The organism is Proteus vulgaris (genome assembly GCF_011045815.1).
Taxonomy (GTDB): domain Bacteria; phylum Pseudomonadota; class Gammaproteobacteria; order Enterobacterales; family Enterobacteriaceae; genus Proteus; species Proteus vulgaris_B.
The window spans coordinates 3,358,543-3,371,841 of sequence record NZ_CP047344.1 but is presented as its reverse complement, the minus strand read 5'-3'; the positions used below and the strand labels follow the sequence as shown (position 1 = coordinate 3,371,841).

The following is a 13,299-nucleotide window of genomic DNA, read 5'->3' as shown; positions in this document are numbered from 1 at the left end:
AATGAGAATTGGACACGGTTACGACGTACATAAATTTGGTGGTGAAGGTCCTATTATTATTGGCGGCGTCAGAGTTCCTTATGAACAAGGCTTATTAGCTCACTCTGATGGCGATGTTGTATTGCATGCGGTGACTGACGCTATTTTAGGCGCAGTAGCAATGGGGGATATTGGTACGTTGTTCCCTGATACTGATCCGGCATATAAAGGTGCTGATAGCCGTGTATTACTTCGAGAAGCATTTTCACGCGTAAAAGCTAAAGGTTACCGAATTGGTAACTTGGATGTCACTATTATTGCTCAAGCTCCTAAAATGTTACCTCATACACCACAAATGCGTGTCAATATTGCAGAAGATCTTCATTGTCATATTGATGATGTCAATGTAAAAGCGACAACAACTGAAAAGCTTGGATTTGTGGGTAGAAAAGAAGGTATTGCTTGTGAAGCTGTTGTTTTATTAATAAAAGAGTCATTACCTGAATGAGTGAATTACCAGAACTCCATTGGTTACATGGAAAACCACAAGCAACAGGTTTATTGAAGTCAATTCCTGAAGATTTTATTGTCCGTGAAGATCTTGGTTTCACCCTCGATGGTGAAGGTGAGCATGTCATGGTGAAAGTCAGGAAAACCGGATGTAACACCGCTTTTGTTGCTGAAAAATTGGCAAAATTTGTGGGCATTCACCCTAGAGATGCAAGCTATGCTGGACTAAAAGACAGAAATGCTGTTACCGAACAATGGTTTTGTCTGCGTATGCCGGGTAAAGAGATGCCCGACTTCAGTCAGTTTGTTTTAGAAGGTTGTGAAATTTTAGAAACAACTCGCCAACAACGTAAATTACGTATAGGAACATTAAAAGGTAATCACTTTACATTGGTGTTGAGAGAAATCTCAGACCGTGCATTTGTTGATGTGCGATTAGCTCAAATTAATGCTAAAGGTATTCCTAACTATTTTGGTGCTCAACGATTTGGGCGTAATGGTGAAAACTTACGCCAAGCGATGCGTTGGGCAACCGATGAAATTCGTGTTAAAGAGCGAGGTAAACGCAGTTTTTATCTTTCAGCAGCACGCAGTGCCATGTTCAATCATCTTGTCAGTAAAAGATTAGAGTGTGATTTATACTCAAAAGTGATACTCGGTGATGCAATGCAACTTCATGGACGAGGTAGCTGGTTTATTGTCGATGAAGCTGAACTCACTTCAACACAAACTCGCTATGAAGAACATGATGTTCATATTACTGCACCTTTACCGGGCAAGGGTGATTTAGGTACACAAGCACAAGCATTGGATTTTGAAACTGAAAATCTGGCAGAATATGAAACATTATGGTCATTGGTTCGACAAGAGCGAGTTGATAATACAAGACGTGCTATCAATGTGTTACCAGAAAATATGTCATGGAATTGGGTAGACGACACCACTGTTTCGCTGTCATTCTTTTTACCTGCAGGAAGCTTTGCAACTAGCGTTGTACGTGAATTAATTTTATTAGGGAATGATGATGCTGAAAATATTGGTGAGTAATGACGATGGTGTGATGGCGAAAGGAATACAGACCCTCGCTAAAGCATTACGCCAGCGCTATGATATACAAATTGTTGCACCTGATCGTAATCGTAGTGCCGCCTCTAACTCTTTAACAATTGACCGGCCATTACGCAAGCAAGAGCTGGAAAATGGCGATATCGCGATTGTTGAAGGAACACCAACAGATTGTGTTTATCTTGGTGTTAATCATTTAGTGCGCCCTCGTCCTGATATTGTGGTTTCCGGTATTAATCATGGCCCTAATTTAGGTGATGATGTTATTTATTCAGGTACAGTGGCAGCGGCAACGGAAGGGCGTTTTTTAGGTTTACCTGCGATTGCCGTCTCATTAGATGGTGAAACGCACTTTGAGACAGCGGCTCAAGTAACTTGTGACGTGTTGGCAATGTTACAACAAGTACCTTTAAGAGCCGGGAATATTCTCAATATTAATGTGCCAGATATTCCACTAAATGAAGTAAAAGGGTTTCGTATCACACGTTGTGGGAGTCGTCATGCTTCACAGCACGTTTATACTCACACCGATCCTAGAGGAAATAGCCTTTATTGGATTGGGCCTCCAGGCGAAAAAAACGATGTAGGCCCTGATACAGATTTTGCTGCTGTTGATGAAGGTTATGTATCGATTACACCCTTACATGTCGATTTAACAGCATACAAAGCACTAGATTTACTACAAAATTGGTTAAATAAAGCAGAGGTCAAAAAAACATGTTAAGTCGGTCAATGAAAGACTTACTGACAATGTTAAAACAGCATGGTATCAAGGATGAAAGCCTGCTGGAAGCAATGAGTAAAGTACCCAGAGAGCTCTTTATTGATGAAGCGCTTTCTCATAAGGCTTATGAAAATACAGCTTTACCTATTGGTAATGGCCAAACTATTTCACAACCTTATATTGTTGCTAAAATGACAACGCTACTAGAATTACAAAGTACGGATTCTGTTTTAGAAATTGGAACAGGATCTGGGTATCAAACGGCTGTTTTAGCAAATTTAGTCCATCATGTCAGCTCTGTTGAGCGTATAAAGATATTACAATGGCAAGCTAAACGACGTTTTAAGCATCTTGATTTACATAATATTTCTACACGCCATGGTGATGGATGGGAAGGGTGGTCATCAAAAGCGCCTTTTAATGCCATAATAGTGACAGCATGTGCAACAGAAGTACCACAACAGTTATTGATGCAATTAGCTGATGGTGGCAGGATGATAATACCTGTAGGCGAACAGCAACAAATACTGAAGTTTATCCGACGTTTAGGTAATGATTTTCACTATCAATCTATAGAAGCTGTTAGGTTTGTTCCTTTAATTTCAGGTGAGTTAGCATAACTTCCAGATAAATCTGACCGCTTTTTATTACTGCTTTTTAATAGCTTGTCGTAATCTGCACTAATAAATGAAACATTTTCAAAAAATTGCAGTCTTTTTGTTTAACTCGACAAATTGCTAGACGCTAATGCCTTTTTAAAGGGAGAAGGAAGTATGAATTCAGAAAGCCCAATTAAGCATGTCCGCTGGGCAATCATGTGTTCGGTAATTGGATTTGCATTAACAGGCTGTGCAGATACACCTTATCGTCCTGCACCCATTACCTCTGTAAATGATAGCTCTTCAAATAACACGGTCTCAACCGCGCCTGTGATGACTAACAGTAATGCGACACCGGTTGAAAGAACCACCCCTTTACAATCGTCACCTCCTCCTTCAATTAAGGTGAATAGTGCTTCATCTAATGGGGGCACATATCAGCCTCAAAACCAACCTCGTCCACAAACATCAGTAGCGACTCAAAATGTGGGTACAGATGGTTCTGGCCGTATTGTGTATAACCGCAATTATGACAGTATTCCTAAAGGGAATTACAGCGGTAATACCTATACAGTAAAACGGGGTGATACCATGTTTTATATCGCGTGGATAACAGATAGCGATGTAAAAGAGCTGGCATCAATGAATAATATTCCAGAACCTTACAGTTTAAATGTGGGACAGGTGCTGAATATTGGTAACCGTCAAGTCAATACGGGAACCAATACAAATGTGAACACATCCGTTATCAATCAACCAAGTAGTGCTGGTGTTCAAACGGCTCAAACGAAACCGACAAATAACACATCAATGGGACCATTGATCACTAAACCGGCAACAACACCGCCGAAAACAACGACTCCGCCACCAACAACTAACACGAATACCACTACGGCAGCAACACCAGCACCAACAGCGGTTTCTGGTAAGTGGATTTGGCCAGCACAAGGTAAGATAATCGAAAGTTATTCAAGTGCTCCAGGAGGCAATAAAGGTATCGATATTGGTGGTACTAAAGGTTCCCCAATAGTTGCAACAGCGGCAGGTAAAGTGGTTTATGCCGGTAGCGCATTACGTGGTTATGGTAACCTTGTTATCATTAAGCATAATGATGAATACCTTAGTGCATATGCGCATAACGACACCATCTTGGTGCGTGAGCAACAAAATGTGAATGCAGGTCAGCAAATTGCGACGATGGGTAGCTCAGGAACAAGCTCTGTCCGACTGCACTTTGAGATCCGTTATAAAGAAAAATCACTTAACCCAATGAGCTATTTACCTAAAAAATAAATCAGTGATTTTTAACTCGTATAGTGAATAATCCTAAAATTAAGCCCTCTCTTTTATAAAAAGGAGAGGGCTTTTTGTTATCTGTAATTAATTAAAATATTGAAAAAAAATACATTTTAACTAAGTAAAACTGCTTAATTAATGATAAGTAAAAATGAGAGGTCGATATAAAATTATAGATAACGTTAAATTAGACGGTTGATTCTCAACCAATGAATGCGTATGCTAAAAAATGTTATATAAAAAATGAATAAAGATTCGTTATTACTAAAGGATGAGCTATAAAATAACCTCTTGTTTAAAAGGGTATTTTCTTTATTAGATTATCTTTTTAATAATAGTAAATAATAAAAATTATTTGGTATTATTTTATTATTCTGGGTTTTTATTTATTTTTTTAGATACAAATAGTTACAGCTAGCGCATTAAGTGAAGTAATTTTACGTATAGATAAATATACGTAAATATAATAAAAAAACTGTTAATAACCAGCACTCAATAGCTAAGTTATATATTGAATAAAGAAAGATAAAATTAACAGTAAAATAGATTATGTTATCTTTTATTTTGTAATTCGTTACAAGGGAAAATCAGTAAACCCGTTGTGTCGTGACACAGCGATAAACTGGTAAACAGACTTTAATCAAACGTCGTTTACCTAAATTATCAAGGGTAGGAGCAGCTGATGAGCCAAAGTACGCTAAGAGTAGACGAGTTATATACAGATGAAATTGAAGAGAACATGGAAGAGTTCGATGAAGTTGCTGCAAAAGAGGCAGAAAATGAGTCTGATGCTCAAGACGAAATTGAACTAATTGAAGGAGTCAATCAGCGTGCGCTTGATGCAACTCAGCTTTATTTAGGAGAAATTGGTTATTCTCCGTTGCTGACCGCTGAGGAAGAAGTTTTTTTTGCCCGTAGAGCGTTACGTGGTGACATTCCTTCAAGACAACGAATGATAGAAAGTAACCTTCGTTTAGTTGTTAAGATATCTCGTCGTTATACAAACAGAGGTCTTGCCCTGCTTGATTTGATTGAAGAAGGGAATTTAGGACTGATCCGTGCAGTTGAAAAATTCGATCCTGAAAAAGGTTTTCGTTTTTCAACTTATGCGACATGGTGGATACGTCAAACCATAGAACGTGCCATTATGAATCAAACTCGTACCATTCGTCTGCCCATTCATATCGTTAAAGAGCTGAATGTTTATTTAAGAACTGCAAGAGAACTAGCACATAAGCTTGATCATGAGCCTAGTGTTGAAGAAATTGCACAAACGCTTGATAAACCAGTTGAAGATGTAAGTAAGATGTTGCGTTTAAATGAACGTATTACTTCTGTTGATACCCCAATTGGGGGCGATTCAGATAAAGCCTTACTCGATATTATCTCTGACGAAAATGAAGAAGGGCCTGAGGCGACAATTCAAAATAATAACCTCAAGGAAAATATCATAAAGTGGTTATTTGAATTAAATCCTAAGCAACGTGAAGTATTGGCGCGCCGTTTTGGATTATTAGGCTACGAGGCTGAAACTTTAGAAGATGTTGGTAGAGAAATTGGTCTGACAAGAGAAAGAGTTCGTCAAATCCAAGTTGAAGGATTACGCCGACTAAAAGACATTCTGCAAAGTCAGGGGTTATGTATTGAAGCTCTTTTCAAAGCATAACTAGCCTTTATTTCTGTCTACAGCTTCCAATATATTGTTATTACCAAAGCCGATTAGTAAGTTGCTAATCGGCTTTTCTTTATCTTGTATTATGTGATTTAACAAGATAAAACAAGAGCGTGGTGTTGCATCTCGTTAATCTGGTAAAAGAGATAAAGGAAGATATGAAAGATTATTTTTTAAACGTCAAATTAGAGAGTTGCCATTTTGACCAGAATAAAACCTCACCGAAAGGAATGGTGAGATTAATAGCATCAGGTAAAGTGTTTTATCTTAATGAAGATGATTTCACTCACTCTCAAGATTTTCTGAAACGTTTAAAACAAGGCGATGAGCTTAAAATTTGTGCTGAATTGCTTAATGACGGCAGTTTATGGGTGCAATGGATTTATCATGACAGCAAAGGAAGGCTTGAGCCAGAAAGAACCTTTACACTTACCACTAAACAGAAAAAATGGTTATTACTTGCTTTTGTTCTTACTGTAATTGGGAGTGGATGGAACTATTATTCTTTACTTTATCTAGAGACTAATTTCTTCATCATCGTTTCCATGGTTATTTCATTTGGTGCTGTAATGGTTGGAGTGAGTTATATCGGAGAAAAAGGCTATCGTTTTTTTCAACGCATTAGACCCAAGCATAAAAAGAGAATAAACGCGTTGGATAAAGTGATCGCTCATCAAGATACAACGTCATCTAATGGTGAACAATTAATTATTCCTGAAATAAAATCACCGCCATTACCTCTATTTATTCCCAGCAAGAAACCGCCTCTTCAAATAAAAAAAAGCCAAGTGCAACGTGTTCGAGGAAAAATAAAACTTCATCATGTTGATAAAATTAAAATACATTCCCGCAATGCAGAGAGTGTGGTGATGCAAATATCCTGTCAGATTGATAAACATCCATTTATATTTAGTTATAAAGAACGTTTATTTTATTCTGATCATAATTTATTTTTGACTGATGGCGATGATGTTGAATTATTCTTTTGGCAAGAAGAAGATAAAAACTCTGGGCCAGTTGTCTTAGGTATTTATAATCATACTGATAATGGTGCTTATTCAATTTCAGGGCAGATGTATCTTGGACATCAGCGAACTAAAAGATTATCGTTGTTAATTACAGGATTAATCAGCGCCTTTATTTTCTCGTTGTTCGCTATTTTTTCTATTTCAGATGTTTACGATAATGGTAATTATTGGGATAAATGGGACTGGTTTTTTGTTGGTGATACTTTTTTAGGTATGGGGATCATCTACGGTTCAATAATGACAGGATTTGCTTTTTTAATTGCCTTATTTTCGAATCTTTATATTTTACTATCACAAAAGGGTAACTGTAGTTATCAAACCTATTTTTTGCTCCAACAGCGATGTGTTGAAAATAAAAAACTGCTTTATGTTACGGAGTTAAGCCAATGAATCCTTTTTTCCGTAAACCCTTTATTATCATCACTGGTTTATTTATTTTAAGCTTGCTCCTTTTTTATGGCGTGCTTTTTCACGGTTTTGCCACTAAGTGGCAATGGAAAAATGAAAAAGACGCGGATTTATCTTCCTATCATTATTCTCGTTATGATTGGCGTAATACATTTAATGCACCAAGTGGTATCTTAATTAAAACAGAATCGGATCAAGGGTGATATGATGTTGATCTTTATGGCCGACTCTATCGCCAAGATAACCAGAGAAAATATACACTCTATTTTTCTGACAAAGAAGGTACTCGCTTTGTGTCACAGGGGCAAGGTAGCTTTTATAACGCCTATTGTATTCCTGAAAAGTGTATTCTATTTACAGAGCAGGGACGGCAAGTAATGAACTTAACTAAGTTTATGCTTGATGATTTAATTCCTTGGCAAGAGAGTAATAATGGCTATTACCGTTTTCCTTTAGCGCTTATTGGGGGAAAATTATTATATTCAGAGGCTACATCGCAATTAGTGTTAGTTGACAATAAAACAATAATGACAAGTTTAGATGAGGGAGAGAGTTGGGAATATTCCATTAATACAGAAGATCTTGTTAAGCAGTATTATGCAGAGGACTTTGGTGAATTTACACAATTCCATTATGCCTTATCGGGTGATTCTCTCGTTATTTTTTATAATCATCATTACACAACAAACACATTAGAAATCACATTAAATTTAGTTAATAAAGAAGTGACAAAAACACGTTGGCTTCCTTTGCGTGTTAAAGAAGTTGCTCAAAATGATAAAGGTGATATCTATTTTATTGCTCAACATGCTTCTCGTGAGCTCTATTCTGTTGTTCAGCGCCAAGCTGATGGAAATGTAGAAATTTTCTATGAAAGTGGTTATAAATATCTAAATGATTTGATGATAAGTAGTAACGATTTGATTTTAAATAAAGGCCGTAATGATGATAAAGTTACGCTGATTTTTTCATTAAAAACAAAAAATTATACTTCTTATGAGAAAATCACTGACGATATGATGTTTAATCCCGCGTTATCTTCATTTATTCGTTTATTTGACAACTATGGTGATGATGACACTTTATTGTTATTGGGTGAGCGACTGAAATATAGTCATGCATCAATCAATTGACGTGGGATTTATCTCTGATTATTTTAGCTTAAAAATGCAGTCTCAAAAGATAATGACAAAATAAAAAACGAGATAACAGCGAGTTGCATAAGTGAAACAGTGTAATTATCAGTGATAAAAATAGAAAACTGTTATAAAAATGGCGCAATGAAGATAAACACGGCGCCATTTTTTATCATTTATTTATTTGATTTTTTATGTCTTATTTGGACATTTCTTTTAATCGATAAAGTTGTTCTAAAGCTTGTCGTGGTGTTAGAGCATCAGGATCGATTTTATCTAAAGCTAATTCAATCGCAGAAGGTTCAGCCTCTGTTAACAACATCAGTTGTGACGTTTCAACGTGACCGGAGCCAGAGTGGCCAGATAGCATTTCAAGCTCTTTTAATTTCTGTTTAGCCCGGCGAATAACCTCTTTAGGAACACCCGCTAATGCGGCTACAGCCAAACCATAACTTTTACTTGCAGCACCTTCTTGAACGCTATGCATAAAGGCAATGGTGTCACCATGTTCGACAGCATCTAAGTGAATGTTTGCAGTACCTTCAAGTTTTTCAGGTAACGTGGTTAATTCAAAATAGTGGGTCGCAAAGAGTGTCATTGCTTTAATACGATTAGCTAAGTTTTCAGCACAAGCCCAAGCCAAAGATAATCCGTCATAAGTTGATGTACCCCGACCAATTTCATCCATTAAGACCAAGCTGTTTTCAGTCGCATTGTGCAAAATATTGGCTGTTTCGGTCATTTCCACCATAAAGGTAGAGCGGCCAGAAGCAAGGTCATCAGAAGCTCCCACACGAGTAAATATACGGTCAACAGGGCCAATTAATGCTTTTTCTGCAGGAACAAAGCTACCTATATAGGCAAGTAAAGTAATTAAAGCAGCTTGTCGCATGTAAGTACTTTTACCCCCCATATTCGGGCCTGTAATGATTAATAAGCGACGTTGAGGTGCCAATTGTAATGGGTTAGAAATAAAAGGTTCACTAAGGACTTGTTCAACAACAGGGTGGCGTCCTCCTGAGATTTGAATACCTGTTTTCTCACTTAATTCTGGGCGAGTATAATTTAATGATTCAGCGCGCTCTGCAAGGTTAGAGAGAACGTCTGTTTCTGCTAAAGCCTCTGCACTGAGTTGTAATGCAGTAAGGTGTGGCAATAATTTTTCAAAAATCTCTTCATAGAGCATTTTTTCAATCGCCAGCGCCTTACCTTTCGAGGTCAGGACTTTATCTTCATACTCTTTTAGCTCAGGAATAATATAACGTTCAGCATTTTTCAATGTTTGACGGCGAACATAGTGCATAGGTACTAAATTGCTTTGCCCGCGACTTACTTGAATGTAATAGCCATGTACACCATTAAAGCCAACTTTAAGTGTATCAATACCCCATTTTTCACGTTCACGAATTTCAAGTTTATCAAGGTAATCACTTGCTCCATCGGCTAATGCTCGCCATTCATCTAATTCAGCATTATAACCTGATGCAATAACACCTCCGTCACGTACTAATACCGGTGGTGTTTCAACAATAGCTTGTTCAAGTAGTTCACATAATTCATCGAACTGGCTAATACGCTTTTGTAATTCTTTAATGTAAGGCATATCCGCTTGTTCAAGCACTTGGTGAATATCATGATATTGCTGAAAAGCGTGACGCATACGAGATAGATCACGAGGGCGTGCTGAACGTAACGCTAAACGTGCTAATACACGTTCTAAATCGCCGATTTGGCGTAAAAAAGGCTGTAACTCAAAATAGAGAGGCTGCAATGCACTAATTGCATCTTGACGTTTAATGAGTTGTTCACGTTGGCGTAATGGTGTGTGTATCCAACGTTTTAGCATACGGCTTCCCATAGGGGTAACACAAAGGTCAAGTACAGATGCCAGTGTGTTATCAGTGCCGCCCGCAAGATTTTGTGTTAATTCAAGGTTGCGACGAGTTGCCGCATCTAAAATAATCGAATCTTGAGGGCGTTCCATGGTAATGCTACGGATATGAGGTAAAGAGGTGCGTTGCGTATCTTTCACATATTGTAATAAACAGCCAGCAGCACAGAGCGCGAGATGTGCATTCTCAACACCAAAACCTGTTAAATCACGAGTGCCAAATTGTAGATTGAGCTGTTGTTTTGCTGTCTCAGGTTCAAACTCCCAAATAGGGCGACGACGCAAGCCTTGTTGGCGCTCAATCAATGCCATTGATTCAAAGGTTTCTGGATAAAGTAATTCTGCTGGATGGGTACGTTGTAATTCAGCCATCATGCTTTCACTATCAGGCATTTCAGTAACTCGAAAACGCCCGGATGTGATATCTAATGTAGCATAACCAAATGCGCCATTTTTATCTTGCCAAATAGCGGCTAAAAGGTTGTCTTGGCGTTCTTCAAGTAAGGCCTCATCTGTGACGGTACCGGGGGTCACAATACGAATAACTTTGCGTTCAACGGGGCCTTTGCTTGTTGCAGGATCACCAATTTGCTCACAAATAGCGACAGACTCACCTAATTGTACTAATTTAGCGAGATAATTCTCAACAGCATGATGAGGAACTCCTGCCATAGGAATAGGTTGCCCCGCAGACTGACCTCGTTTTGTTAATGAAATATCTAATAAGCGAGAGGCTTTTTTAGCATCGTCAAAAAACAGTTCATAAAAATCACCCATACGGTAAAACAACAAGATTTCAGGATGCTCTGCTTTAATTTTTAGATACTGCTGCATCATTGGTGTGTGGGAGTCTAAATGTTGAATGTCAGTCATGTTGTTGTCTGTCTTAACGTATTGAATTTTGAGTTATTTGTGAAAATCTATTGTTACACTGAATGTCGCTTTATTTCACAAGCTTTGTTCGATCATATCACAAGGTTTCAGTCTGTTGTTTTAATGATACAAATATCTTTTTAGACCAAAAGCGGAATAATTTTATTCACTATAATATCGTTGATTAACCGTTAATGGCAATCTGCACTTTTCTGAAAATTCATTGTTTTTAATTTATTACATATTGATTTGAAAGATATTTAATTACATTAATAAACAAAATGGGATATCTTTTACACAATAAATACGCAAATTAAAAAGCAAGGTAAATATTTAAATATTAAACATCAGAAAATCATCTCTTTCGCGGTACAACCCGTATAAAAAGAGTTTGTTAACTATTCTTCAATTTTTAATAGATGTAAAAAACCAGAGTCTATAAGAGTAATAGGGTATCTTATGGATAATTAAACAAAAAATAAATATATGATCTTTTTTAGTCGTAGTCCTACAGTCGCTGAACTTTCTTGAAATAAATATAAAGAGTCACATTATGAGTCGTAAATTCTGATGGAAATGGTCGAATGGGACGATTATGGTGATTTGTTATTTTAAGTAAATCGCCTACAGAGTTAATTTAGTTGCCAGTTGAAACACTTATATAGGATATATATAAACCCTTAAAAAATACTTATAAAGATATAACAACGTATTTAAGTATATATACGTTGTTAATCTTTTCAAAATACTCTTATAAAGAGTGTTATTGTGATATTTGAAATAAATGTAATAAATAATAGTCATTAATTATTAAACTCATTATAGTTTATAGCGAGTAAATTACTTAATAATATAATGAGGGATTATGAAAAAGAGCATATTAGCATCGATAATAAGTATTTTATTAATATCAGCAGTAGGTTGTGATAATTCAAATGAAAATTCGAATACAGGAACATCCTCGCAAGATAAAAATAAAACAGAGCAAACAACACAATCTAAGCCTGATTCAAAAAATACTCAAACTGATGAAGTTCAGTTTAGTCAGAAAATTGAAAAAGGTAATTTGTGGTTAGCAACGTTTAACGAAGATTTTGGCACCATTATACAGAAAAAAACGGGCAGAATTTCAGGCACAATTAACGTTAATCTTTTAGATAATACGAAAACAGTTTTAACAAGTTTAAGTTCTGATAATGGTGAAAGCATTGATTTAACACCTTTCAAAGTATTTGAAACAGAAACAGACCAAATAAAAAAAATGAAAGCGAGTAGTGCGATAATGCCTGTTAGGAGTGCTTTCTCTATGCATTTGAGTGCTTCAGGAGCAGAGCGAGCTAAAGAATCTTTTGAATTTATGAAAACGCTTTCCCCTACACTTCCAGAATTAGATGCTGTAGGTAATGCTTATGGTGAAAGTTATGTTGATTTATATGAAAAATTGCTAAAGCTGGGGGATTATCTGGTTGTAAAGGAGACTTATCGTTTAGATGATTTTGCACAAGCCAGTAATTTGTATGAAGACGTGAAAAATGCTTATGCCAAACTAATCGATGAGAAAGAAAAAGCTGCTGACGCATATGAAAACTATTATCAAGCAATGCATATTGAAGAGCTTGAATTAGTGAAAAAAGAAGGTTTGGTTGTTCGCTATCAAATTATGCAATCACTGGATACAGTAACCAACACACTTGATTCAATGAACCCAGATAAAATAGATGTGGCTACACTTTCTGCGGCAATTACCAAAATTGAAGCGCAATCAATTGAATTAGAAAAAGTATTTGGTAATGAAGCATTGCTGAATAAAGAAAATATGAAAGGTACTGATTATTCAGTTAAAAAGTATTTAGAATTATATCAACAACTTGTCATTGAGTTAAAAGTATTAGAGAAAAAACTCAATGAGAAAAAAGATATATCAAGTAGCATAAACACTATTTCAAATGAGTATAAATATTTGATAGAGAATTATAATTCTTTAATAGCGAAGTAATATTTATACTGTAAAAATGTAAATCGCACTTTAATAGTGCGATTCTTCTCGCAAAATTTGTCTTTTATTCTGTGTTTTATTAAACATGAAATGATTATTAGAAAAAGATGACTCAAACTAAA

The 13,299-nt window shown here is 36.5% G+C and carries 11 protein-coding genes; 10 read left to right on the top strand and 1 reads right to left on the bottom strand.

The features are described from left to right. Window position 1 precedes the first annotated feature (1 nt). The 9 genes from ispF to GTH24_RS15955 all read left to right on the top strand — a co-directional run bounded on the left by ispF (window position 2) and on the right by GTH24_RS15955 (window position 8,414). Window positions 2-487: a 2-C-methyl-D-erythritol 2,4-cyclodiphosphate synthase gene (ispF, locus tag GTH24_RS15995; RefSeq protein WP_072070181.1), complete on the top strand. Its 486-nt coding sequence runs from the start codon at window positions 2-4 to the stop codon at window positions 485-487. Continuing rightward, the gene (truD, locus tag GTH24_RS15990) at window positions 484-1,536 is read left to right on the top strand and encodes a tRNA pseudouridine(13) synthase TruD (protein WP_164526692.1); all 1,053 of its coding nucleotides are present in this window, start codon (window positions 484-486) and stop codon (window positions 1,534-1,536) included. Before ispF ends, truD begins: the two co-directional genes overlap by 4 nt. After that, window positions 1,514-2,278: a 5'/3'-nucleotidase SurE gene (gene surE / locus GTH24_RS15985; protein ID WP_072070179.1), complete on the top strand. Its 765-nt coding sequence runs from the start codon at window positions 1,514-1,516 to the stop codon at window positions 2,276-2,278. The genes truD and surE overlap by 23 nt, the downstream gene beginning before the upstream one ends. Then, on the top strand, window positions 2,272-2,898 hold the full coding sequence (locus GTH24_RS15980) for a protein-L-isoaspartate(D-aspartate) O-methyltransferase (protein WP_072070178.1): 627 nt from the start codon (window positions 2,272-2,274) through the stop codon (window positions 2,896-2,898). The genes surE and GTH24_RS15980 overlap by 7 nt, the downstream gene beginning before the upstream one ends. Before the next feature lie 153 nt (window positions 2,899-3,051). Further along, complete coding sequence (gene nlpD, locus GTH24_RS15975; protein WP_072070177.1) at window positions 3,052-4,170, top strand: murein hydrolase activator NlpD; 1,119 nt, start codon at window positions 3,052-3,054, stop codon at window positions 4,168-4,170. Window positions 4,171-4,855: 685 nt separating this feature from the next. Continuing rightward, window positions 4,856-5,839 (top strand): RNA polymerase sigma factor RpoS, encoded by a 984-nt coding sequence (gene rpoS / locus GTH24_RS15970; RefSeq protein WP_023582671.1) that lies wholly within the window; start codon window positions 4,856-4,858, stop codon window positions 5,837-5,839. A gap of 164 nt (window positions 5,840-6,003) precedes the next feature. After that, window positions 6,004-7,263: a hypothetical protein gene (locus GTH24_RS15965; RefSeq protein WP_164526691.1), complete on the top strand. Its 1,260-nt coding sequence runs from the start codon at window positions 6,004-6,006 to the stop codon at window positions 7,261-7,263. Next, window positions 7,260-7,484 (top strand): hypothetical protein, encoded by a 225-nt coding sequence (locus GTH24_RS15960; RefSeq protein WP_164526690.1) that lies wholly within the window; start codon window positions 7,260-7,262, stop codon window positions 7,482-7,484. The genes GTH24_RS15965 and GTH24_RS15960 overlap by 4 nt, the downstream gene beginning before the upstream one ends. A 90-nt stretch (window positions 7,485-7,574) precedes the next feature. Then, a complete protein-coding gene (locus tag GTH24_RS15955; protein WP_164526689.1) occupies window positions 7,575-8,414 on the top strand; it encodes a hypothetical protein in 840 nt (279 codons plus the stop codon). Window positions 8,415-8,616: 202 nt separating this feature from the next. Here the strand turns inward: GTH24_RS15955 and mutS are convergent, their stop codons facing one another. Next, a complete protein-coding gene (mutS, locus tag GTH24_RS15950) occupies window positions 8,617-11,181 on the bottom strand; it encodes a DNA mismatch repair protein MutS (protein ID WP_072070173.1) in 2,565 nt (854 codons plus the stop codon). 865 nt (window positions 11,182-12,046) lie between these two features. Here mutS and GTH24_RS15945 point away from each other — a divergent pair. After that, the gene (locus GTH24_RS15945; RefSeq protein ID WP_072070172.1) at window positions 12,047-13,177 is read left to right on the top strand and encodes a DUF3829 domain-containing protein; all 1,131 of its coding nucleotides are present in this window, start codon (window positions 12,047-12,049) and stop codon (window positions 13,175-13,177) included. Window positions 13,178-13,299 lie beyond the last annotated feature (122 nt).

Bases quoted from the DNA above. Each gene is read 5' to 3' on its own strand.
- ispF (WP_072070181.1), top strand. From the start codon at position 2: ATGAGAATTGGACACGGTTACGACGTACATAAATTTGGTGGTGAAGGT.
- truD (WP_164526692.1), top strand. From the start codon at position 484: ATGAGTGAATTACCAGAACTCCATTGGTTACATGGAAAACCACAAGCA.
- surE (WP_072070179.1), top strand. From the start codon at position 1,514: ATGCTGAAAATATTGGTGAGTAATGACGATGGTGTGATGGCGAAAGGA.
- GTH24_RS15980 (WP_072070178.1), top strand. From the start codon at position 2,272: ATGTTAAGTCGGTCAATGAAAGACTTACTGACAATGTTAAAACAGCAT.
- nlpD (WP_072070177.1), top strand. From the start codon at position 3,052: ATGAATTCAGAAAGCCCAATTAAGCATGTCCGCTGGGCAATCATGTGT.
- rpoS (WP_023582671.1), top strand. From the start codon at position 4,856: ATGAGCCAAAGTACGCTAAGAGTAGACGAGTTATATACAGATGAAATT.
- GTH24_RS15965 (WP_164526691.1), top strand. From the start codon at position 6,004: ATGAAAGATTATTTTTTAAACGTCAAATTAGAGAGTTGCCATTTTGAC.
- GTH24_RS15960 (WP_164526690.1), top strand. From the start codon at position 7,260: ATGAATCCTTTTTTCCGTAAACCCTTTATTATCATCACTGGTTTATTT.
- mutS (WP_072070173.1), bottom strand. From the start codon at position 11,181: ATGACTGACATTCAACATTTAGACTCCCACACACCAATGATGCAGCAG.
- GTH24_RS15945 (WP_072070172.1), top strand. From the start codon at position 12,047: ATGAAAAAGAGCATATTAGCATCGATAATAAGTATTTTATTAATATCA.